16 protein-coding genes and 1 pseudogene are annotated in these 22,078 nt (G+C 61.4%); 4 read left to right on the top strand and 13 right to left on the bottom strand.

Annotation, left to right across the window (positions count from 1 at the left end; all coding sequences use genetic code 11):
• Window positions 1-138: 138 nt before the first annotated feature.
• Window positions 139-900, bottom strand: a pseudogene (gene rpsB / locus HG718_RS07600) (30S ribosomal protein S2); the annotation flags it as partial.
• A 232-nt stretch (window positions 901-1,132) separates the two neighbouring features.
• Window positions 1,133-4,642 (bottom strand): DNA polymerase III subunit alpha, encoded by a 3,510-nt coding sequence (dnaE, locus tag HG718_RS07605; RefSeq protein WP_244617672.1) that lies wholly within the window; start codon window positions 4,640-4,642, stop codon window positions 1,133-1,135.
• A 341-nt stretch (window positions 4,643-4,983) separates the two neighbouring features.
• Between dnaE and HG718_RS07610 the strand changes: the two genes are divergently transcribed.
• Complete coding sequence (locus tag HG718_RS07610; RefSeq protein WP_160587566.1) at window positions 4,984-5,796, top strand: hypothetical protein; 813 nt, start codon at window positions 4,984-4,986, stop codon at window positions 5,794-5,796.
• Window positions 5,797-5,925: 129 nt separating this feature from the next.
• Here the strand turns inward: HG718_RS07610 and HG718_RS07615 are convergent, their stop codons facing one another.
• Genes HG718_RS07615 through proS form a run of 3 tightly spaced genes read right to left on the bottom strand, consistent with a single transcriptional unit; the run spans window position 5,926 to window position 9,276 of the window.
• Complete coding sequence (locus HG718_RS07615; protein ID WP_160587565.1) at window positions 5,926-6,630, bottom strand: ABC transporter ATP-binding protein; 705 nt, start codon at window positions 6,628-6,630, stop codon at window positions 5,926-5,928.
• Window positions 6,623-7,948, bottom strand: a complete 1,326-nt coding sequence (locus HG718_RS07620; protein ID WP_373868283.1) for a lipoprotein-releasing ABC transporter permease subunit — start codon at window positions 7,946-7,948, stop codon at window positions 6,623-6,625. The genes HG718_RS07615 and HG718_RS07620 overlap by 8 nt, the downstream gene beginning before the upstream one ends.
• Before the next feature lie 8 nt (window positions 7,949-7,956).
• Complete coding sequence (gene proS / locus HG718_RS07625) at window positions 7,957-9,276, bottom strand: proline--tRNA ligase (RefSeq protein WP_160587564.1); 1,320 nt, start codon at window positions 9,274-9,276, stop codon at window positions 7,957-7,959.
• Between the two features lie 251 nt (window positions 9,277-9,527).
• On the opposite strand from proS, the gene HG718_RS15570 reads away from it, so the two are divergent.
• The gene (locus HG718_RS15570; protein WP_205345737.1) at window positions 9,528-10,739 is read left to right on the top strand and encodes a hypothetical protein; all 1,212 of its coding nucleotides are present in this window, start codon (window positions 9,528-9,530) and stop codon (window positions 10,737-10,739) included.
• A gap of 26 nt (window positions 10,740-10,765) precedes the next feature.
• On the top strand, window positions 10,766-11,821 hold the full coding sequence (locus tag HG718_RS07635; protein WP_205345738.1) for a hypothetical protein: 1,056 nt from the start codon (window positions 10,766-10,768) through the stop codon (window positions 11,819-11,821).
• 6 nt (window positions 11,822-11,827) lie between these two features.
• On the opposite strand, the gene HG718_RS07640 is transcribed toward HG718_RS07635, so the two are convergent.
• The gene (locus HG718_RS07640; protein WP_160587562.1) at window positions 11,828-12,688 is read right to left on the bottom strand and encodes a hypothetical protein; all 861 of its coding nucleotides are present in this window, start codon (window positions 12,686-12,688) and stop codon (window positions 11,828-11,830) included.
• A complete protein-coding gene (locus HG718_RS07645; protein ID WP_160587561.1) occupies window positions 12,685-13,842 on the bottom strand; it encodes a DNA cytosine methyltransferase in 1,158 nt (385 codons plus the stop codon). The genes HG718_RS07640 and HG718_RS07645 overlap by 4 nt, the downstream gene beginning before the upstream one ends.
• Window positions 13,843-14,300: 458 nt before the next feature.
• On the opposite strand from HG718_RS07645, the gene HG718_RS07650 reads away from it, so the two are divergent.
• Complete coding sequence (locus HG718_RS07650) at window positions 14,301-14,753, top strand: hypothetical protein (protein WP_160587560.1); 453 nt, start codon at window positions 14,301-14,303, stop codon at window positions 14,751-14,753.
• Between the two features lie 59 nt (window positions 14,754-14,812).
• Here HG718_RS07650 and HG718_RS07655 read toward each other — a convergent pair whose 3' ends face one another.
• The 6 genes from HG718_RS07655 to nuoN all read right to left on the bottom strand — a co-directional run bounded on the left by HG718_RS07655 (window position 14,813) and on the right by nuoN (window position 22,065).
• Window positions 14,813-16,537 (bottom strand): hypothetical protein, encoded by a 1,725-nt coding sequence (locus HG718_RS07655; RefSeq protein ID WP_160587559.1) that lies wholly within the window; start codon window positions 16,535-16,537, stop codon window positions 14,813-14,815.
• A 549-nt stretch (window positions 16,538-17,086) separates the two neighbouring features.
• Window positions 17,087-17,368, bottom strand: coding sequence for a DUF1467 family protein (locus tag HG718_RS07660; protein ID WP_160587558.1), 282 nt, complete (start codon window positions 17,366-17,368; stop codon window positions 17,087-17,089).
• Window positions 17,369-17,397: 29 nt separating this feature from the next.
• Window positions 17,398-19,083 (bottom strand): ribonuclease J, encoded by a 1,686-nt coding sequence (locus tag HG718_RS07665; RefSeq protein ID WP_205345661.1) that lies wholly within the window; start codon window positions 19,081-19,083, stop codon window positions 17,398-17,400.
• Entirely contained in the window at window positions 19,076-19,846 is a 771-nt protein-coding gene (locus tag HG718_RS07670; RefSeq protein WP_027841398.1) for a type III pantothenate kinase, read from the bottom strand. Before HG718_RS07670 ends, HG718_RS07665 begins: the two co-directional genes overlap by 8 nt.
• A gap of 9 nt (window positions 19,847-19,855) precedes the next feature.
• Window positions 19,856-20,623, bottom strand: a complete 768-nt coding sequence (locus HG718_RS07675) for a biotin--[acetyl-CoA-carboxylase] ligase (RefSeq protein WP_160587557.1) — start codon at window positions 20,621-20,623, stop codon at window positions 19,856-19,858.
• Window positions 20,624-20,646: 23 nt separating this feature from the next.
• Complete coding sequence (nuoN, locus tag HG718_RS07680) at window positions 20,647-22,065, bottom strand: NADH-quinone oxidoreductase subunit NuoN (protein WP_160587556.1); 1,419 nt, start codon at window positions 22,063-22,065, stop codon at window positions 20,647-20,649.
• Between the last annotated feature and the right edge of the window lie 13 nt (window positions 22,066-22,078).

The raw sequence follows: 22,078 nt of genomic DNA on the forward strand, positions 1-22,078 counted from the left end.
GGTCGGCCGCCTGTGCCCGGCATTGTCAGCCGCCAGGGGGCCTTACCGCTTCCATGCGTCGCTTGCGTGACACCGCTTTTCAGGCGGTGTCACGCTGAAAGCCACGCGTTACGCAGACGCTTCCTCAGCTGCCGGCTGGGCAGCCGTTTCTTCCGGCAGTGCCTCGGCAATCGGCTCTTCAGCCTCGCCCGGATCGAAGGCAGCGCTGCCCTGGCTGCGGGAGATGCCGTCCAGCACGGCGCGGGAGGCCAGGTCGCAATACAGCGAAATGGCGCGCGCGGCGTCATCATTGCCCGGGATCGGGTAGGTGATGCCGGAGGGGTCGGAGTTGGAATCGAGCACGGCCGCGACCGGGATGCCGAGCTTGGCGGCTTCCTGGATGGCGATCTGTTCCTTGTTGGTGTCGACCACGAAGATCAGGTCCGGCACGCCGCCCATGTCGCGGATACCGCCGATGGCCTGGTCCAGCTTGTCGCGGTTGCGGGTCAGCACCAGGCGCTCCTTCTTGGTGAGCGGCAGGCTTTCGTCGGCCAGCTTCTCATCATATTCGCGCAGCTTCTTGATCGAGGCCGACACGGTCTTCCAGTTGGTCAGCGTGCCGCCGAGCCAGCGGTAGTTCATGTAGTACTGGGCGCAGCGGCGGGCGGCTTCGGCCACCGGCTGGGATGCCTGGCGCTTGGTGCCCACGAACAGGATGCGGCCGCCGCCGGCGGCAACGTCGCTCATGGCAACCAGGGCCTGGTGCAGCAGCGGCACGGTCTGGGCCAGGTCGATGATGTGGATATTGTCGCGAACGCCGAAGATGAACGGGGCCATCTTGGGGTTCCAGCGGTGGGACTGGTGTCCAAAGTGCACGCCTGCTTCAAGCAGCTGACGCATAGAATATTCCGGCAGGGCCATGAGCCTTGCTCCTTTCGTTTTCCGGTTCAGCCTCTGCGAGGGAGGAAAGAGCTGCAGGCCGATTGCCTGCCGCACCGGATGGACAGTTGGGAATGTGTGTAAAACTGCAGGATTTCCGCCGTTTTACGGGCCCCGAATGCCCGTCCCTCGCATGTGGAATGGCAGCGGTATAAGCGCTGGCGGCAAAAAGCGCAAGTGGGCGGAAAATCAGGGGGTTAGCCCCCTCATCCCGTCAGATATCCTCCACGTGCACCACGCCGGGGATGGCCTTCAGGGCGCCGCGGGCCTGGGGGGTCACGTCGAAGGTGCCTGGCAGGGTGATCTCCACTTCCTTGCGGCCCTTTTCGGCATCCAGAATGAGGCTCAGCTGGCCGCGGCCGCGGGGCGGCAGGCAGCTCTTGATGCTCTCAAGCGCTGAGGCGTCATCGACGAACAGCCGCAAGCCGTTCGAGGTTTCCGACGCCACCTTGTCGATGGGCTGAACGGTGGAGATCTTCAGCCGCACATCCTCCCCGTCCACATCAGCCTCGACGCCGACCACGACGGACATGTTGGCCTCGAGATAATCCCGCGCCGTTGCCAGCGTGTCGGAGAAGATCACCGCCTCGAATTCGCCGGTGCCGTCCGACAGGCCGACAAAGGCAAAGGCGTTGCCGCTCTTGGCGCGGCGCTCCTGCTTGTAGGCGACTGTGCCTGCCAGCTTGGCGACGCGGCCGCCGCCGCGCTGCACGCTGTCGACGAATTCCGCATAGGTCTTCACCCGGGCGCGCCGCAGGGTGTCGCGGTAATCATCAAGCGGGTGGCCGGAGAGGTAGAAGCCCACCGCCTCCATCTCGTGGCGCAGGCGCTCCATCGGTGCCCAGTCGCGCTGGTCGCCCAGGCGCAGGTCAGGTGCCGCCGCCCCCGGCCCGTCGCCGAACAGGCTCGACTGGGAGCTTTCGCGCTCGGCTTCAGCCCGGCTCATCTCGGCCATCACCCTGTCGGCGGAGCCGTGCAGGCGGGCGCGGTTCTTGTCCAGCCGGTCAAACGCCCCGGCGCAGGCGAGGTTTTCAATGGCGCGCTTGTTGACGAATTTGGGGGAGACGCGGGAGGCGAAATCCGCCACCGACCGGAAGGCCCCGCCCTTATTGCGCTCCTCCTCCAGGTGCCGCATGGCCGACTTGCCCACATTGCGTACGGCGGCCAGCGCATAGGAGATGCGGCCGTCGATCACGGTGAAATCGGCGCCGGAGACATTCACATCCGGCGGCAGCACCTCGATCTCCAGCCGCTGCGCCTCGCGGCGGAAGGAATTGAGTTTGTCCGTATTGCCCATATCGAGGTTCATGGAGGCGGCCAGGAACTCGACCGGGTGATTGGCCTTGAGCCAGGCGGTCTGGTAGGCGACCAGCGCGTAGGCCGCCGCGTGGCTCTTGTTGAAGCCGTAGCCTGCGAACTTCGCCACCTGCTCGAAGATGCCGGCGGCCTGCTTGCCGTCCACATTGTTGGCTTCGGCGCCCTCGACGAAACGGACCTTCTGCTTGTCCATTTCCTCCTTGATCTTCTTGCCCATGGCGCGGCGCAGCAGGTCAGCATCGCCGAGCGAATAGCCGGACAGCACCTGGGCGATCTGCATCACCTGCTCCTGGTAGATCATGATGCCGAAGGTCTCGGTCAGGATCGGCTCCAGGCTCGGATGCAGATAATCGGGCTCCTCGTCGCCCTTCTTACACGCCAGATACTTGGGGATGTTGTCCATCGGGCCCGGGCGGTAGAGCGCCACAAGGGCGATGATGTCCTCGAAGCGGTCCGGCTTCATCTTGCGCAGGATGTCGCGCATGCCGGAGCTTTCCAGCTGGAACACGCCCACCGTGTCACCGCGCGACAGCATGTCGTAGGTGAGTTTGTCATCGAGCGGCAGGGCGCCGACATCCACCTCGACGCCGCGATTGCGCAGCAGTTCCACCGCGCGCTCGATCACCGTCAGGGTCTTGAGGCCGAGGAAGTCGAACTTCACGAGCCCCGCGGGCTCCACCCATTTCATGTTGAACTGGGTGACCGGCATGTCCGAGCGCGGGTCGCGGTAAAGCGGCACCAGCTCGTGCAGGGGCCGGTCGCCGATCACCACGCCGGCCGCATGGGTCGAGGCGTGGCGGTAGAGCCCCTCGAGTTTCAGCGACATGCCGATCAGCCGGTCCACCACCTCTTCGGAGCGGCGGGCTTCCTGCAGCTTGGGTTCACCCTCGATGGCTTGGCCGAGGGTGACCGGATTGGCGGGGTTGTTGGGCACCAGCTTGCACAGCCGGTCCACCTGGCCATAGGGCATCTGCAGCACGCGGCCCACATCGCGCAGCACGGCGCGGGCCTGCAGCTTACCGAAGGTGATGATCTGGGCGACGCGGTCGCGGCCATATTTCTCCTGCACATAGGAGATCACCTCGTCGCGCCGATCCTGGCAGAAGTCCACGTCGAAGTCAGGCATGGACACGCGTTCGGGGTTAAGAAACCGCTCGAACAGCAGGCCGAAGCGCAGCGGATCAAGGTCGGTGATGGTCAGCGCCCAGGCGACCACCGAGCCCGCGCCCGAACCACGCCCCGGCCCCACGGGGATGTTGTGGTCCTTCGCCCATTTGATGAAGTCGGCCACGATGAGGAAGTAACCGGGGAAGCCCATATTGTGGATGATGCCGAGCTCGTATTCGAGCCGCTTCCAATAGTCCTCCTCCGGGGCGAAGGCGCCGAGGGTCTCAAGCCGCATGCGCAGCCCGTCCTCGGCCTGGCGCTTCAGTTCCTCCGCTTCGCCGTCCACACCATCCAGCCCCTCGAAGCGCGGCAGGATGGGCGCGATGGTGCGCGGGCGGTAGGCGCAGCGGCGGGCGATCTCCACCGTCGCGGCAATGGCCTCGGGCAGATCGGCGAACAGGGCCGCCATTTCACCCGCGGTCTTGAAACGGTGCTCCGGCGTCAGGCGGCGGCGGTCCTCCTGCATGACATAGGTGCCGTCGGCCACGCAGAGCAGCGCGTCATGGGCTTCGTAATCATCCTCGTCGAAGAAGAACACTTCATTGGTGGCGACGATCGGCAGGTCGTTGTCGAAGGCCGTGTCGAGCAGCACCGGCTCGGCGATCCCTTCCTCGCGGGTGCCGTGGCGCTGCAATTCGACATAAAGCCGTCCGGGGAAGGCCTCCGCCAGTTGCAGCGTCAGCGCGCGGGCCGCGTCCTTCTGGCCGGAGACCGCCAGCCGGTTGACCGGGCCGTTGGGGCCGCCGGTGAGGGCGATCAGCCCGTCGGCGTGGCGGGCCAGCGCCTCGAGCGACACATGCGGCTGTTCAGTGCCGTCGGTGCCCAGATAGGCGTCCGATGTCAGCGCCATCAGGTTGAGGTAGCCGGTCTCGTTCTGGGCAAACAGCGCGATGGTGGGGTCCGGCGGGCGGACGCCGCCGCGATTGGGCTCCACCTCCAGGTCCAGCGCCAGGGTACAGCCGATCACCGGCTGGATGCCCGCGCCCGAGACCTTTTCGGAAAACTCCAGCGCGCCGAACAGATTGCCCGTGTCGGTGACGGCCACCGCCGGCATGTCGAGCTGGTCGCAGCGCTTGATGAGGTCGGGGATGCGCACCGCGCCTTCAAGCAGCGAATAGGCGGTGTGCAGCCTTAAATGGATGAAGCCGGGATTGCGGAACCCGGCATGTTCCAGGTCGTGCGCCCCTTCGGTCTCAGTGGCTTGTCGGGCGGCTGCTTCCATCTGTGATTCCTCACTCATGGCGGCAAGTCTACCGCGCCGCGCCCCGGACCTTCAGCCGTCCGTCGCCACTTATCCCCAGATAATTTCGTCTAGTGCACAGCCTGCGCGGCGGCTGTCAGGGCAAAGCCGCTCCACATCACGGCACCAAGCACGAGAAGCGCTGCTGTATCCTTGATCCAATCCGCCATGGTCTCATCTCCCGATTGTCCTGCGGCCGACAGCCCGGTGCCGTCCCAGCCACCAGGAGATAATGTTCCTGTTTTGTTCTTGTTGTCAAGAGATGAGATGAGGCATTCTGTAATTAACAGGGTGGACTATCGAAGCCGCTCATAATTGGAGCAAGACGGGTTTTGACCAGCATGTGGAAAAAGGAAATCGCAATGGCAGCTGGGCGAATTGGGAGCATTGCGTTCATCGCCGGTGGCTGGATTCTGTTCGGAGTTCGGATTGTGCTGGAGCTAATTGGCTATGCCACAATCCCAGAGGACACTGAGGTCGCACGGACCCGGATAGAAGCGCTTCTCACGTGGCTTTCTGGCGTTCCGTCGTGGTTGGTTTTCGGCTTCGTACTAATCCCAACGATCGTGCTGATTTATGTGTCGTGGCCGAAAAACAACCGAACCGAGATTGCGCCCCGCCGTTCACATGTGGCGCCATCCGAAGGCCCCGTAGTTACTCCGCAAAGCGAAACCTATAGCCCCGCGCATGAAACTCTCATGCGCTTCACCACCCGCCACCTACTTCCAACATGCAACCTGCTGTTCCGACTTCAGGAGGCAGCGATCCGAAGTCTTTGTACTAACGGAATTATCTCAAATGCTGCCGTCGAGGGTGCAAAACCAAGAGGTTTTACTGAACATGTCAGTCGTTTGTCCGGATTAGCCAACAGTCCTCCGGACTTCATTCCGTTCAAGGATATGGCTTCGTGCGTTGAAATGATTGAGAAGAACTACGGGGGAATACCAAGGCAAATACAACTGATACTCCAACAAAGCGCAGTAAGCGTTGAAGAATTTTTGAAAAAAAACTCCGATCTATATAAGACTTGGCAGTCTCACCACCACGACATGGTATTTGCATATGAGAGCATCAAATGTGATCCGAATATGGGCCAACTATTTCGCCCCGTTCGACCTGCGCGATGGCAGCTTGATCACATCCCCTTGTCCTGATCGCGTCTTCAGGCCAATCAGCCTGTCCTCTGGGAGCAGGAATGGCTGAGCCCATGTTTTCTTGCTGCCACGTAGTATCGGATCATCCACACCCCTGTGAGTCGGCAAAAAAGCGTGGAATTTCAGGGGTTAATCAGGCGTCGATGCGAGATCCGCACCGTCTACAAGCAGGCCTTCATGAAGCAGGATGACCCGGTCCATCTCACGGGCAAGGTCGAGATTGTGGGTCGCCACCAGGGCGGCCACGCCCTCTCCCCGGGTGAGGGAGACGAACTCGTTGAACACCGCGCGCGAGGTCTTGGGGTCGAGATTGCCGGTCGGCTCATCGGCCAGAAGCAGGCTGGGCCGGTTGGCCAGTGCCCGGGCAATGGCCACGCGCTGCTGCTCGCCGCCGGAGAGCTGCGCCGGCCGGTGCTCCAGCCGGTATTCAAGGCCAAGGCGGCCCAGCAGCCGCTCGGCCACAGCCGTTGCCGCCTTGCGCCGCACGCCCGCCACCATCTGCGGCAGCACCACGTTTTCCGTCGCCGAGAATTCCGGAAGCAGGTGATGCGCCTGGTAGACGAAGCCGATCTCCGTGCGCCGCACGCGGGTCTTCTCCGCGTCCGACAAGCCCATGCAGGGTGCCCCGGCGATCAGCACCTCGCCCGCATCGGGCTTTTCCAGCAGGCCCGCGATATGCAGCAGCGATGACTTGCCGGCGCCCGACGGGCCCACAAGCGCCACCAGCTCGCCCGGCCGGATTGTCAGGCTGGCACCGCGGAACACGTGCAGCGGCACATCGCCCTGCTGGTAGGTCCGTTCCACCTGGCGGAGTTCAAGCGCTGTATTACTCATAGCGGAGCGCCTCCACCGGATCGAGGCGGGCCGCCCGCCAGCTGGGATAGATGGTGGCCGCCAGCGACAGCACCAGCGACATCAGCACCACCGAGATCACCTCGCCGGTTTCCATCTCGGCGGGCAGTTCGCTGAGGAAGTAGATCGCGGGGTCGAACAGGTTGGCGCCGGTGAGGAAGATCAGCGCCTGGCGGATCGTCTCGATGTTCTCACAGAACAGGACGCCGATGATGAAGCCCGCGAAGGTGCCGAGCACGCCGATGGATGCACCGACAATGAGGAAGACCCGCATCATCGACCCCCGCGTCGCTCCCATGGAGCGCAGGATCGCGATGTCCGGTCCCTTGTCCTTCACCAGCATGAACAGGCCGGAAATGATGTTGAGGGCCGCCACCAGCAGGATCAGCGTCAGGATGAGGAACATCACGTTGCGCTCGATCTGCAGGGCATTGAAGAAGGTGGCGTTGATCTGCTGCCAGTCATAGACGGAGCCGATGTCCCCGGCCGCCTCCCGCACGGCAGGCACATAGGCCTTCACGTCGTCCGGCCGTTCCACCATCACCTCGATACCGGAGACCGAGTTGGGCTGGCGGAAGAAGGCCTGCGCCTCGCCCAGGGGCATGAAGATGAAGCTGGAATCATATTCCGACATGCCGATCTGGAAGGTGCCGGCGATGATATAGGCCTTCACCCGCGGCGTGGTGCCGAAGGGGGTGGAGGCGCCGCGCGGGGCCAGCAGGGTCACCGTGTCGCCGACACCGACGCCGAGTGCCTCCGCCAGCCGGGAGCCGACCAGCAGCGGGCTCTGCCCGTCCGCTTCGAGATTGCGGTAGGTGTCGAGCGAACCGGCCTGAATGTTCTCGGAGATGATCTCGAAGGCCGACAGATTGGCCGTGGACATGCCGCGCACCAGCGCGCCGGACGCCCCGCGGCGGGACGAGGCCATCACCTGCCCTTCGACAAGCGGCGTCACGCGCACCACGCCGTCCACCTCGCGGATGCGGGCGGCGGCACCTTCGTAATCGGGGAATTGTCCGGTGACGGACTGCACCATCATGTGGCCGTTGAGCCCGAGGATCCGGCCGATCAGCTCAGAGCGGAACCCGTTCATCACCGCCATGACGATGATCAGCGTCGCCACGCCCAGCATGATGCCGATGAAGGAGATGAAGGCGATGACCGAGATGAAGCCTTCCTTGCGTCGTGCCCGCAGATAGCGCCCGGCGAGGAACCATTCAAACGCCGAAAAGGGCATGTTGGCCCGCGGCGGCTTCGGCTGAGCTGGGTCTGGCGCTGTACCTGGCGCGATCTCGGTCATGCGTCCTGCTATCCGATCAGCTTGCTGAGGGCGGCGTCGAGGGAAAGCTCTTCCTTCTCGCCGGTGGCGCGGTTCTTCAGTTCAACGACGCCGGACTTTAGGCCGCGCGGGCCGATCACCAGCTGCCAGGGCAGGCCGATCAAATCCATGGTGGCGAACTTGCCGCCGGCGCGCTCGTCGCGGTCATCATACAGCACCTCCACCCCGGCGCCGGTGAGCTTGCCATACACATCCTCGCAGGCTGCATCCGTGTCCGCGTCGCCGGATTTGAGGTTGATGAGGCCCACCTTGAAGGGGGCCACCGCCTCCGGCCAGATGATGCCGTTGTCGTCGTGGCTTGCCTCGATGATCGCGCCCAGCAGGCGGGACACGCCGACGCCGTAGGAGCCGCACTGAAGCTGCACTTCCTTGCCGTCCGGACCCTGAACGACCGCGTTCATCGGGTCGGAATATTTGGTGCCGAAATAGAAGATGTGCCCCACCTCGATGCCGCGGGCGGACAGGCGCTTGTCCTCCGGCACCTCGGCCTCAAAGCGCTGCGCGTCGTGGATTTCATCCGTCGCCGCATAGAGGCTCGTCCGCTCCTCCATGATGGGAGACAGGTCGCCGTCGAAATCCGTGTCCTCGGGCGGGATCGGCAGGTCCACCAGGTCCTTGTGGCAGAACACCTCGCTTTCGCCCGTCTCCGCCAGGATGATGAACTCATGGCTGAGGTCGCCGCCGATGGGGCCGGTGTCGGCCCGCATGGGGATCGCCTTCAGGCCCATGCGGCCGAAGGTGCGCAGGTAAGCCACGAATTGCTTCTGGTACGATTTGCGCGCGTCGTCTTCGGTGAGGTCGAAGGAATAGGCATCCTTCATCAGGAATTCGCGGCCGCGCATGACGCCGAAGCGCGGGCGGATCTCGTCCCGGAACTTCCACTGGATGTGGTAGAGCGTGAACGGCAGGTCCTTGTAGGACTTGATGTCCCGGCGGACGATGTCGGTGATCATCTCTTCATTGGTGGGGCCATAGAGCATGTCGCGCTCATGGCGGTCCTGGATGCGGAGCATTTCCTTGCCATAGCCGTCATAGCGGCCGGACTCACGCCACAGGTCAGCCGATTGCAGCGTCGGCATCAGAAGCTCCACAGCCCCCGCCCGCGCCTGCTCCTCGCGGACGATCTGCTCGATCTTGCGCAGCACCATGTGCCCCAGCGGCAGCCAGGCATAAATGCCGGCGCTCATCTGGCGCACCATCCCGGCGCGCAGCATCAGACGGTGAGAAACGATTTCGGCTTCCTTCGGGTTCTCACGAAGGATCGGCAGATAGAAACGGCTGAGGCGCATGGGGATCGGTGTCGCTGTCGCTTGAAGGGCCCGGGTATCACCCGGCCGGATGGTCGAATTGTGGCCGGACTATAGGGGAATGACCGAAAAAGCGAGAGGGGGCAAATCAGATGGGACGAAAAACCTGGGCGTCGTTAGGCTAGGCTGAGATTCGCTGCCGAATAGCAGTATCCATGACTGTCAAATATTGGTACCTGTTAGCAATCATGCAGGCAACGGCAGGAAGTCTGGCCGCCCCAGAGAGGCAAATAATGACTATTGACCAAGCACTTCTGCAAGACCAACGGGTCAACTGCACTTCTATTATGACGGCGATGACCGTTGGTGATTATATTGAACTGGTAGATTCCGCCTATCAAAAACGTGGTGGTTTGGCTCATCAACGGGATGCATTAAAGACTACGACCGCCCGAAGAATTCGTTCTCGGATGGTCGACGACATCGTAAAAGGGGCGGTTTTGCCGCCCGTTGTTGTCGGCGTCGTCGCCAATAATGATTTCATCACGTCTATCCCAAAAAAATCGACTTCCGAAACGGTTGCGGCAATCAGCAGTGATTATTCTGAGACCCTTTCAATTATTGACGGTATGCAGCGTACGACCGCGCTTCTGGAAGCTTTGAACCAAGAACGCGACAGCGTCGAGCAACGCCCTATGCGGGTCGAGTTCTGGATCGCTGACACAACCGAAAGCCTCATATACAGAATGCTGGTTCTTAACACAGGACAAGTGCCTTGGAACCTCAGCCGCCAGCTTCAGGTCGTCTATGCGCCGTTGATCGAGGAGATGAAAAATCTGGTCCAATTTGAGCGTGTACTGGATACAAACGCAGGCGAAAGGAGGTCAAAAGCGGGAGAGTATGCTCCAGACAATTTGGCCGAGCTTTACATCGCCTTTGGCGTTCGAAAGACCGACATAGATACTCAAGAGACGTTGGCGGACGAGTTTTCCAGGCTCGATATGACCGAGGCGATCTCGTCGCACCAGCACCGCGACTACTTCTATCCGATCGTCCAAATGATGGTCGATCTAGACAAGGCATTTTCCAGGTACGATGCCGACATAGAAACTGCCATCGCGGCTCAGGCAGATGACACTGCCCAAAAACTGAAAAAGGGACGTAGCGTCTTCGATAGCAAACCAGCGCGGATCGGTTTTGTCGTTGCTGCAACAACAACTATTCTTGGTCGTGTTGGCATGGAGCAAGACGTTGATCCGGATGCGGCAAATGCAAAGTTGGCTCAAATTCAGAAGAGCCTTAAGGCGCTGATAGACAGGCTAAACGGTTACAATAGCGATGAACTTCAAAAGTTCCTAAAGCTGGATGTCCTGTCAGAGCGACTTTATGGACAGAAGCGATCCGCGGTTGGTCGATATGAAAGGGCGTTTTTCGATTCTGCCTTCAAGGTCCTGTTTGAAGAGGACTTCGATGTTCCAAGTATGGAGCCATGTTGGCGGGCCTAGGCATGGCCAATCGTTCACGAGTCAAGATGAGCCAACAGATTTTCGAGCGCTTGATCACGCATGCGAGTGAAAACGGCGTTGTCATACCTAGCCCCGAACAAGCGAGATGGATACGCAGGCTTAATGACGCCGACGCGTCACTGATGGCTAAGGCCGACGTCTTGGAGCATCAGCAGATAACCAGACAGATCAGGGCCATCCAATTCGAGCATGACGCTGTGCGTTACTTTGCTGTCTTGGGGATCGGCGAGGCAGAAAGTCTGCCTGATGGTTTGGTGCCGACCGAACTCACTCCAGGCACTCTTACCGTGGTATTAGAGCAATCGGACATCCAACCGAGTGCAAAGGGTTTAGAAATTCTGGAAGCCATTGGCGGCTTGCATGGAGGCGTTGACGGCTTTGAAGGGTACGAACTGTCCGATATCACTAGACTTTATCCAAGCATTGATATTTTTAAGGCGGATCAGAATTACGAGTACACTAAAAATGTGGTCCGAGTACTTGGGGCGTTAACTGCAAGGTCCTATGTCGATGGCCCGATAGCGCCCTCGGGCACAACGTTGAACAAGGTCTCTGAAGTTTTTCAATCAGGCCCAGAGCACGTTCCGTTCGAAAGTGTTTTGCAGGGCATGTTGTCGATTTCTTGGGGCGGCTTCTTCCTGGAACTCTATCGAGCGATTGAACAGCTCTATGCCGTTCCCAGGCTCACCACGTTGGTCGAGGCGTGGCCGACTTCCCTGCCCTACCGCAGCCTAGCTGACTTGTTGGAGAGCCACCTTGCTTGGCGCCCAAAAGAAGACGACGCGTTAGCCAAAATCATTGCTGAATGCGACGACACGGTAGTCACTCCCCTGAGAAAAAGTTTTTCAGCTCATCGGGATGGCGAGCGAGAGATTACCGCAGAGAAAGTTGCGGCAGACATATACAAAGTCCGAAACAGCTTGGTCCATTTCCGCGCAGCTTTAGGAACAGTTCAGCGCACCAATGAAGAGTGGGACGATATGATCTCGGCAATGCTTGGTCTCGTCAAAGACGTTTATCAGCGTCATGGTGACCGCTTCAACCAGGAGCTAAAAGCGTAATACACTCTAGGATCGGCGGATTGGAGTTGGTTTTGACTCTCTGCGAACGATGCCATTCCTGACAATTTTTGTTGTCCTTACCAAGTCGACCCCATTCATGGCCGCTTCGAAATAAACTTTGTTCAGTTCATTTTCTTCGCCGCCAAAACAACGATGCATTGCATCAAGAATCTCAACGTCATTGATGTTCTGCGGACGTGGGCTTGGGTTGTTCCGAGGGCTCGGGACCGTGCTGGGAAAGAGATAGATGCATGGCGGCGGCAGTCGATATGGACCCACTTCAGTCATGCGGTCTTGCCTACCTGCGATTTTCGGGCAGGCACGTGCTGCGGTTCCGCACAGCCAGTCCCAGACCACCAAGCCGTCAACTCGCTTTTCTTCGGCAATAATGTCTGCGGAGAAGCGAGTGTGGATGCCAGACCAGACGTTGTGTCGAGGATCGGCACCTTTATTCTGGCAGACGCTCCACACGATGAACTCATTTGCATGAGGTGGTCGAGCAGAGATGTTCGTGTTGTTCCCGTCTAGGCAACCCTTAAGCTCGATAGCTGCAATTTTCCCATTGTTCAGCGTAACTGAGTAGTCATGCCTATTGGAACCACCGGCTTCGATCCATTCTTGAATGAAACCGCCATCCTGCATGTGATTAAGGATGTGCTTTACGAAAGTCTTTTTCTCCCCCATAGACGCGGAGATTTGACCTCGTACTCGCTGGACAGCGCCATCAAATATACCGCTGTCGTAGAAGTCTTGCTCGGTCATCCCGAAAGGATCGAGACGATGTGCTTGTGTCTTCAAGACCTCTGAGAATTTCTCAATACGCTCTGTAAGCTGAGGATTTTTCTGACACGGTATTTCGTCGTTCATGTTGCCTTCGCTGTGGGCACCTTTTCTGCTGGCCTTGAAGCGCACGCACCCTTAACAACCGGTTCCAAAATGTGTTGAGCGATATATCGCACAACTGGAACAGCAACGCCATCACCAGTCAAATGGTAGGCTTCATTGTATGCTTCTGGCAACTTATAGCTGTCGGGTAATCCCATCAAGCGGGCCGTCTCGCGGGTGGAGATTAGCCGTGAACGGATACGCTCGCCATCGACCACAAGAATGAGTTGGCGAGACGACCCACCTGCGGGTGTTCTTAAGCACCCAGCAACATCATCAAAGCGCACCTCTGCTCGCTGAACCTTAATGCCATGGTGATAGCGCGTGCGTTTGTAGACACCACCGACCATAACCACGCCAGCAGCTTTTGCCGTTTCGACTTTGGCGAGGTTTACATCACTCATCATGGACAACAGCGCGCGCGTTTCAGCGGCTGTATGCCATTTCACAGATGCAGGCTTCGCCTCGATTACATCAGCCAAACGCATCAGGCGTTTCAGAGGCTTAGGCATATGCCACCAAAGCCAATGCTTCTTTAAATGCTCCGGGAGCCGGTTATGCGCTTTCTTTAGCGCAGCCGTGTGCCACGGTGCCATCGGCCCAGCGCCCGTCTTCATAGGTTCCAAGCTCTTCTTGACTGCTATCACGAACAGTCGCGGACGGGACTGCGGCACGAAATGCGCGGCGTCGGCGACGAACGCACCGTACTGATATCCGAGATTGTCCAACGCCTCACAGATAGCGATGAAATCTGCGCCTTTATGTGAGGTCAGAGTTCCGACAACATTCTCAAGGGCAACTACTGTCGGGGCGCGTCCTGCTACCTTGAGTTCCTCCAATTGCGCAATGAAGGGCCAAAATGTTCCTGAGCGGTCACCCCGCAACCCTGCTCCGCCACCCGCTAGGGACAGATCTTGGCAGGGAAACGAGCCCCAAACGAGATCGGCGCAGCCTGGTAGATCGTCGAGGCTGATATTGCGTATGTCGTCCACGATCAGCTCGCCGTCGCCCCAGTTCTTCTTATAAGTTATGCCTTTCTTTCGATCGAAATCATTGGCGAACACACACTTCCAATCTTCGCCCAATCCAGCACGCACCATGCCTCCACCAGCGAAAAATTCGTAAAATTTGTGCATTGATCGCCCCACACTGCTCGATAGTGATGGTTTAATTTTCTCTTTTTGTTCTCGTTTAGCATTTGTTCGTTCGCGACACCATAGTTTTATCCGATCCTTTCACACTCATTTCCTAAAACAACGTCAAATTTTTTGAGAAGAGCGTGAGATTGCGTGCGCAGCGATCTTCCGATTCCTCACAACTCTTCAGTCGAGGCTCTTCGAAAAATGCCTGAAAGACTCCACTCAGTCGCTCACGCCCCCGCGCTATCCCGCGCACTCATGCGGTCGTGCCGAGCCTTGATGTTGGTGTGGTCGTCCTTATACGGAACGCCGACGAGCTGGCAGGCGAAATCCAGCGTCGGGAGGGCCACCGTCTCTGCCGCGGTGTAACGCTGGCGGGCGAAAAGGGGATCGGTCGCGGTACCGGAAGGCGGAGGTAATTGGCGGGGCCTGCGGTTTCGCCCAATCTTCGCCTCATGACACAGCTTCTCGACGCCCTCGTCGCCCTGTCCCAGATGATGCCCTATGTGCCGCCGCATGTGGCGCCGTGGCTCACCTTCATGCAGGTCACCCTGATCGTGCTGCCCTTTGTCTTCTTCAAGTACAGGGCCGCGCGGATGATGATCCTTGCCCAGATCGTCAATTTCGCCATCGGCATCACCGTGTTCATGGCGGAGGGTAACCAGGTGACGAAACTGTTCGGGCTTGGCCATGTCGCCTGGATCTATCCCATGTGGCTGTTCGCCCGGGATGTGCGGACGGATCTGTGGACGCCCTACCGGGTCTATGCGGGCATCGCGGCCCTCACCATCGCCATTTCCCTGGTGCTGGATGTGCGCGACACGGCCCTCTGGGTCGCCGGAGACCGGGGCACGACCCTTGTCGGCCTGCCGGAGGGGCACCCGCTTGCCGGGCCGTCCGGCGACTGAGCCCGCCCGGGAAGGGCGCGGGCGGTCGCGGGCTGTCCGGGGGCGGCGCGATTGCGCGCCTAGAGCGCCGGGGCGGTGTCCGGCCCCGGCTGCTCGTTATGGGCTTCGACCTTGGTGCGCAGGTTGCGCTTCAGGAGCGCGGGGATGTCCACGTCCGGCGGACTGTCGACGCCGCGACCCGAATAAAGCCCGCGGCCCGGGGCCTGGAGGCTTTGAAGATCGTGGCCCATATCGACGTCATAGGTGCGGTCGATCTGGTAGCGCAGATGTTTCTCGGCGTCATACCAGGCGGTCTTCTTCGCCCCGTCGCGGCAGGAGGCAAGCTCGCTCACGTCCGTCGCGCCCCAGCGCCGCTCGATGCAGTGATAGGGGTCAAACGACATGGTCCACAGGCGGGTCATCACATCTTCAAGGTCCAGCCGCACGGTCTGGCCCGCCGTGCTGCGATAGGTGATCTCGCAGGCATGGCTTTCCTCGTAGAAGGCCTTGAGCATGTCGGCGGCAAGGTCGGTGCCGCTATAGCTCAGCTTCGGGTCACCTTGTGCCTGCATGTCGAGCAGCTTCTGCACCAGGTCAAACGTCTCCTTGAAGGAGGTCTTGAGGCGGGCGTCGCGCGACGGCGTTGAATAGCTCTCCCAGGTGCCGGTGGTGCCGTAGATGTTGTCAGGCAGGCGGTTCGGCTGCGGGTAGCGGTGGATGCCGGTCTTGATGGCGATGTCGACGGCGTGCTTGCGGGCGGCTGCGTCCTGACACAGGGACGTCAGCATGCCGCGCAATTCGCGCACCGGGCGGTATTTGAGATCGCCCACCGACAGGGACGCGCGCACCCATTCATAATAGTTGAGCTTCTGCCCCTTCACCTCAAAGCTGGGCTCATACCATTTGGTGAAGTTCAGCACCTCCGTGCCGGCATATTGCTGCAGCGAGAACTCGGGCAACTCGGCGTTGGACACCGCCGTAACGTGGCCGCCATAGAGCACGCCATTGGCGGCGCGCTTGTAGCCTTCAAGCCTGATCGGCCGCCAGTTCTTGAAGCCGGTGCCGAGCTTGGCCTGGGTGCGCAGGAAGTTACGGCCGAAATAGCTGCGCGACAGGGACTGGTCCGGGTGGGCTGCCAGCGTCAGCACGCGCCCGTCCTCGGTCACCTTGTAGACCATGGTCACATGGCCGTTCACGTCATACACAACCGTCCCCGGACGAATGGTGTCGCGGCTGATCTTCGGTGAATAGTGATCGGTGAAATAGGGTTCGGCTTCCGCGCCCGCATGGTGGCGGTACATGCCGGTTGAGACCGCGCCGATATACTGGATGAACGTCACCGCATTGGTGCCGGTGCGCGCGTGGCGGCGGGCCACCACCTGGTTGCCTTCAAGCGAATAGCGGATGTCGCTGCCCGGCCCGTCAAAAGAGCGCATGGCGGTCTGGTGGGCGAAGGGCAGCCCGTTCTTCCACGCGTAATAGGCGCGCAGCATGTAGGGCATGTCGGCGCAGTCCGCATACCAGCGCACATAATAGGGGTCGGTCGCGCGATAGGGGTTGGCGGCGCTCTTCAGGCAGTCATTCATGGTGTAGCAGTCGGCGTCGCCCAGCGCCGTCACGAAGTCGCTGAAGCCGCGCTCGTCGGATTCGGTCCAGTGATCCTTGGTGATGATCCATTTGGAGCTGCGAGCGGCCTCCGCCGGGGCGGCCATCAGCCCCAGGCCCATCAAAGCAGCCGTTACCGCAAGCCCGGCGCGTGCCAGAATCGCCTCGCCGCGCGCCATCGAGAATCGAAAGCCAACCATCCGGATGCCCCCCATCGCGGGCCCGGCATCCTGTCCGGCCCGCTGCCCCATCTCTGCCCTATCAAGCGCCGTCCCCCGCGCCGGACCCGTCCTCACGGCGCGTTCCGGACATGGCAGTGAGGCCCGGAAAAGCGTTTAGTCACAACAGCCTGTGAGCCGCGCCGGGGCAAGTCAAGCGCCCCGCCAGCGTTAACCGCCAGGTGGATGAAATAGCGGCAGCCTGCGCTTTTTTTCATCACAGGCATGCAAAAAGCACGTGACAGCCTGACGCACCGTCTGTAATGTCAGTGTCACATAAAAAAGGGGGCCGTCAGAAGCGTTCGCGCTTCAAATCGGCTCAAGTTTAGGGAGGAGGGCTTCCCCCTACCAAGGCCACTCAAGGGAAAACCCAAGGCCATTTCTGCGCGGCGCCGCACAGGCTGCTCGCTGCACAGGGGAAGGAAGCGAACTACAAAGCAAGGCCTTAACGGGCCTTGCTTTTTTCTTTTCCGCATCACGATTTGACCGGCCGTCCCCTGCGACGGGCGCAGGCGTGCGCCCTTGCGGACCTTAGCGGGCTTCGTCGCCGAAGCGCGGGAAGAAGGGAATGTCGTCGAGGCTGATCAGGCGGTATTCCAGCGTCACGAAGGCGATAAGCCAGATGATGAAGGCCACGCCTGTGGTGATCAGCACCTTGCGGCCCATCTGCGGGTTCGCCGGCGCGCTGTCCGCGGCACCCTCCACCGGGTCACTGCCCTCTTCCTCGCTGGTGCGCACGCCGAAAGGAAGCACGGCGAACAGCGTCAGAAACCAGATGATGCAATAGATGGCGATGCCGCCGACCAGGTTCATGGCTTGCTCCTCCCTCGGGTCGTCCCAGACTATACGCGCGAGACCAGCACGGTCACGGGCGGTTTCTTGTCCCACAGGAAGCGGATGCGCCCGCGCACGGCCCGGCGCACGGCTTCGCTCACCGCGTCATCGTCGCGGGCGGCGTTGCGGCGCAGGCGGGTCACCGCGTCCTCCGCAGCCTCCCGGCAGGTGTCCTCGATGGTGAGGTCGTCTTCAAGGTCGGGAATGCCGAGCGCCGCCACTTCCGGGTCGGCGATCAGGCGACCGTCTTCGTCCACCACCAGCGACACCACCACATTGCCGGCAAACGACATCTGCCGCCGCTCGCGCAGGGGTGCCTCCCCTGCCCGCACCAGCACGCTGCCGTCGAGGTGAAGGCGGCCTGCGGGCACGTCGTCGATCACTTCCGCCGGGCCGGGCGCGATGCGCGCCATCAGGCCGTTGCGCAGCACCAGTTGCTCGGGCACCTGCAGCTCCTCGGCCAGTTCCGCGTGGGCCAGCAGGTGGCGCGGTTCGCCATGCACGGGGATCGCCAGTTCCGGGCGGATCCACTGATACATCTGCGCCAGTTCGTCCCGGCACGGGTGACCGGACACGTGCACGTCATGGTCCTTTTCGGTCAGCACGTCGATGCCGCGCTCGGCCAGGCGGTTCTGCAACTCGAAGATGGGCAGTTCATTGCCGGGAATGATCTTGGAGGAAAACACCACCGTGTCGCCCTCGCCCATGGAGATATAGCGGTGGCTGTCCTCAGCGATGCGTGACAGGGCCGCGCGTGCCTCGCCCTGGCTGCCGGTACACAGGAACAGCACATTCTCCGGCGGCAGATAGCCCGCGTCCTCCTCGGCAACCGGTGTGGGCACGTTCTTGAGATAGCCGGTCTCGCGGGCGGCGGCCGTCACCCGGTGCATGGAGCGGCCGACCAGCACCGTGCTGCGGTCATTGGCGGCGGCGGCTTCCATGATGGTCTGCAGGCGCGCGAGGTTGGAGGCAAAGGTCGTCACCGCGACGCGACCCTTCAGCGTGCCGATCAGCGCCGTCAGGTTCTTGCGCACATCCGCTTCCGAGCCTGACCGCCCCGGCGACAGCACATTGGTGCTGTCACACACGATGGCGCGCACACCTTCATCGCCGAACGCCTTCAGGGTGGCGGCATCCGTCACCTCGCCGACAATGGGTTCGTCGTCGATCTTCCAGTCGCCCGTATGCATCACATTGCCAAGCGGGGTGCGGATGGCGATGGCGTTGGGCTCGGGGATGGAATGGGTAAGCGTCACGAATTGCAGGTCGAACGGGCCGAGCTGCAATTCGCCTCCGAGGGGGATTTCATGCAGCGGCACGTCGTTGAGCAGCCCGTGCTCCGCCAGCTTGCCGCGCAGCATGGCGGCGGTGAACGGCGTCGCATAGACAGGGCATTCCAGCCGCTCCCACAGATGGGCGACGGCGCCGATATGGTCCTCGTGGGCGTGGGTAAGGACAAGGCCGAGCAGGTTTTCCTTCTCGCCTTCGATATAGAGCGGGTCGGGCATGATGACCTCAATGCCCGGCTCGCGGCCATCGGGGAAGGTGATGCCCAGGTCGATCGCCAGCCACTTGCGGTCCGTGGGCGGACCATAGCCGTAGAGGTTGAAGTTCATGCCGATCTCGCCCGTGCCGCCGAGCGGCAGGAAGACGAGTTCGTCGTTGATGGCGGGCGGGCGTTTGCGCTCAGCCATCGGCGTTCCGGCGGTGGATCTCCAGCAGGCCCACGGAGGTGACGTCCGGATCGAAGATGTCGATCTTCTCCGTCGCGCCATGGAACAGGGAGGCGATGCCGCCGGTGGCGACCACCTTCATGGGTTTTCCGTACTCGGCTTTCACGCGGTCGATCAATCCTTCGATCAGGCTGATATAGCCCCAGAAAACGCCCGCCTGCATGGCTTCCACGGTGTTGCGGCCGATAGTGCGTTCCGGCCGCTCGATGGCCACGCGCGGCAGCTTGGCAGCGGCGTCATGCAGGGCCTGCATGGACAGGTTGATGCCCGGCGAGATGATGCCGCCCTGGAAGGCGCCGGTCTCGTCCACGACATCGAATGTGGTTGCGGTGCCGCTGTCGACGATCAGCAGCGGCCCTCCGTGAGACATATACGCCCCGACCGCGTTGACAAGGCGGTCAGCGCCCACCTCGCGCGGATTGTCGATATGGATATCGACACCGAGATTGACGTTCTCGCCGATGACCTTGGGGTCGACGTTGAAATAGCGGCGGCTGAGATTGCGCAGATTGAACAGCGACTGGGGCACCACGGTGGAAATGATGCAGCCGGTGATCTCGCTCACATCCATCTGCTGCATGCGCATGAGTTCGGACAGCCACACCACATATTCGTCCGCCGTGCGGCCTGTATGGGTGGAGGTGCGCCACTGGGCCCGCCACTCCTTGCCATCATGCAGGCCGAAGACGGTGTTGGTGTTGCCGGTATCAATGGTCAGCAGCATGGCTGTCCCTCACTTGGCTTCGCGCGGCGCGATGTCCGGGAAGAACACGTCACCGGCTGAAATTGTCTCGATTTTATCACCTGCGCGTATCTCAAGCGCGCCATCTTCATCAAGCGACAGAAATTCACCTTCGATCACACGGTCATGAAGCCTGACCGTGACCGGACCGCCCACCCCGCGCGCACGTGCCAGCCAGTCCTGGCGGATCGCGGCAAAGCCTGCCCCCCGGTCCCACTGGGCGCAGCGAGCGATAAAGGCAGTGGCCAGTTCCGTCAGCAGGGCCAGCGGCGTCACCGACATGCCGTGGGCCGAAAGGCATGTTGCGGGATATGGCGTGTCATCCGGGGCACGGGCGATATTGATGCCGATGCCGATTGCCAGCAGCGGGTCCTCGTCGCGGTGGCCAGCCGGGCCGGGTGCTGATTCAATCAGGATGCCGCTTACCTTGGCACCATCGACCAGGAGGTCATTCGGCCATTTCAGCGCCAGCCCGTGGATACCCGTTGCATCTACCGCGTCGAACACCGCCAGTGCCGTCACGAAAGACATCTCCGCCGCCTTCGGCATCGGGCATTGCGGGGCGAACAGATGGGTGCAGAACAGATTGCCCGGCTCGGACATCCATGCCCTGCCCCGCCGGCCGCGGCCCGCTGACTGGGTGTCCGCATAGATCCAGGCCGGTCCGCGCGCACCTGCGGCGGCCATGCGGCGGGCTTCTTCGTTGGTGGAATCGATGTCGGCAAAATGGTGCAGCCCGACACCGCCGGGCCACACCATCTGAGTGCCGGGTGCGGACGTGCTCAGAACAGCGCGCCCGCGGCAGCAGCGGCGCTGTCGAGCACCGGTGCCGGGAAGACGAAGAACAGCAGCACGAAGAGGCTCGACAGGGTGAGCACAAGGCGCACGTCACGGGCCATGGGCTGCTCGAAAGGCGCTGCCGGTTCGTCGAAATACATCACCTTGATGATGCGCAGGTAGTAATAGGCACCCACGACCGAGGCCAGCACGCCGATGATCGCCAGCGCATAGAGGCCGGCTTCGATGGCCGCAAGGAAGACGTAGTACTTGGCGAAGAAGCCTGCGAGCGGCGGAATGCCCGCCAGCGAGAACATCAGCATCGCCATTACAAAGGCTAGCATGGGCTGGTTGCGCGACAAGCCGGCCAGATCCTCGATATTCTCCACCGGGCCTTCGGCGCGGCGCATGGCCAGGATGCAGGCGAAGGTGCCGATTGTCATGGCGAGGTAGATCACCAGGTAGATCAGCACGCCTTCCACACCCTGCTTGGTGCCGGCGGCAAGGCCGATGAGGATGAAACCCACATTGGCAATGGACGAATAGGCCATCAGGCGCTTGATGTTGGACTGGCCGATGGCGGCAAAGGCCCCCAGCAGGGTGGAGGCAACCGCCATGAAGAAGACGATCTGCTGCCACTCGGCCATCACGCCAGGGAAGGCTTCGGTGACGGCACGCACCAGCATGGCCACAGCGGCGACCTTGGGGGCTGCGGCGAAGAAGGCCGTCGCCGGGGTCGGCGCGCCCTCATACACATCCGGCGTCCACATGTGGAACGGCACGGCGGACATCTTGAAGGCGATACCGGCCAGGAAGAAGACGAGCCCGAAGATCACGCCGATGGAGACATCCCCCTGCAGCACCTCGCCGAGGCCCGCATAGGTGACGGTGCCGGCAAAGCCATAGAGGAGCGACGCGCCATAGAGCAGCATGCCCGAGGACAGCGCACCGAGGACGAAATATTTCAGGCCCGCTTCGGAGGAACGCAGGCTGTCACGCTTGAAGGCGGCGACGACATAGAGCGCCAGGCTCTGCAGCTCAATGCCGATGTAAAGCGCGATCAGGCCGTTGGCCGACACCATCATGAACATGCCGAGCGTGGCGAGCACCAGCAGCACGGGATATTCGAAGCGGTTGAGGTTGTCCGCCTTCATGGAGGACAGACCCATGAACAGGGTGGCCGCGGCGCCGATCAGCACCAGCACCTTGATGAAGGTCGAGAAGCCGTCTGCGATGAAGCTGTCGCCGAAGGTAACGCCGGTGTCGCCGGTGACGACCGCGAAGCCGGTGATGGCGAACAGCACGATGCCGCCGATGGCCACGGGGCCCGCATCGTCTTCCTTGCGGAACACGCCGAACATCAACAGCGCCATGGCGCCGACGGCGAGAATGATCTCGGGCAGGACGGGTGCAATATCAGGCATGGTTGCTTCCTCT

Source organism: Pyruvatibacter mobilis (assembly GCF_012848855.1).
Taxonomy (GTDB): domain Bacteria; phylum Pseudomonadota; class Alphaproteobacteria; order CGMCC-115125; family CGMCC-115125; genus Pyruvatibacter; species Pyruvatibacter mobilis.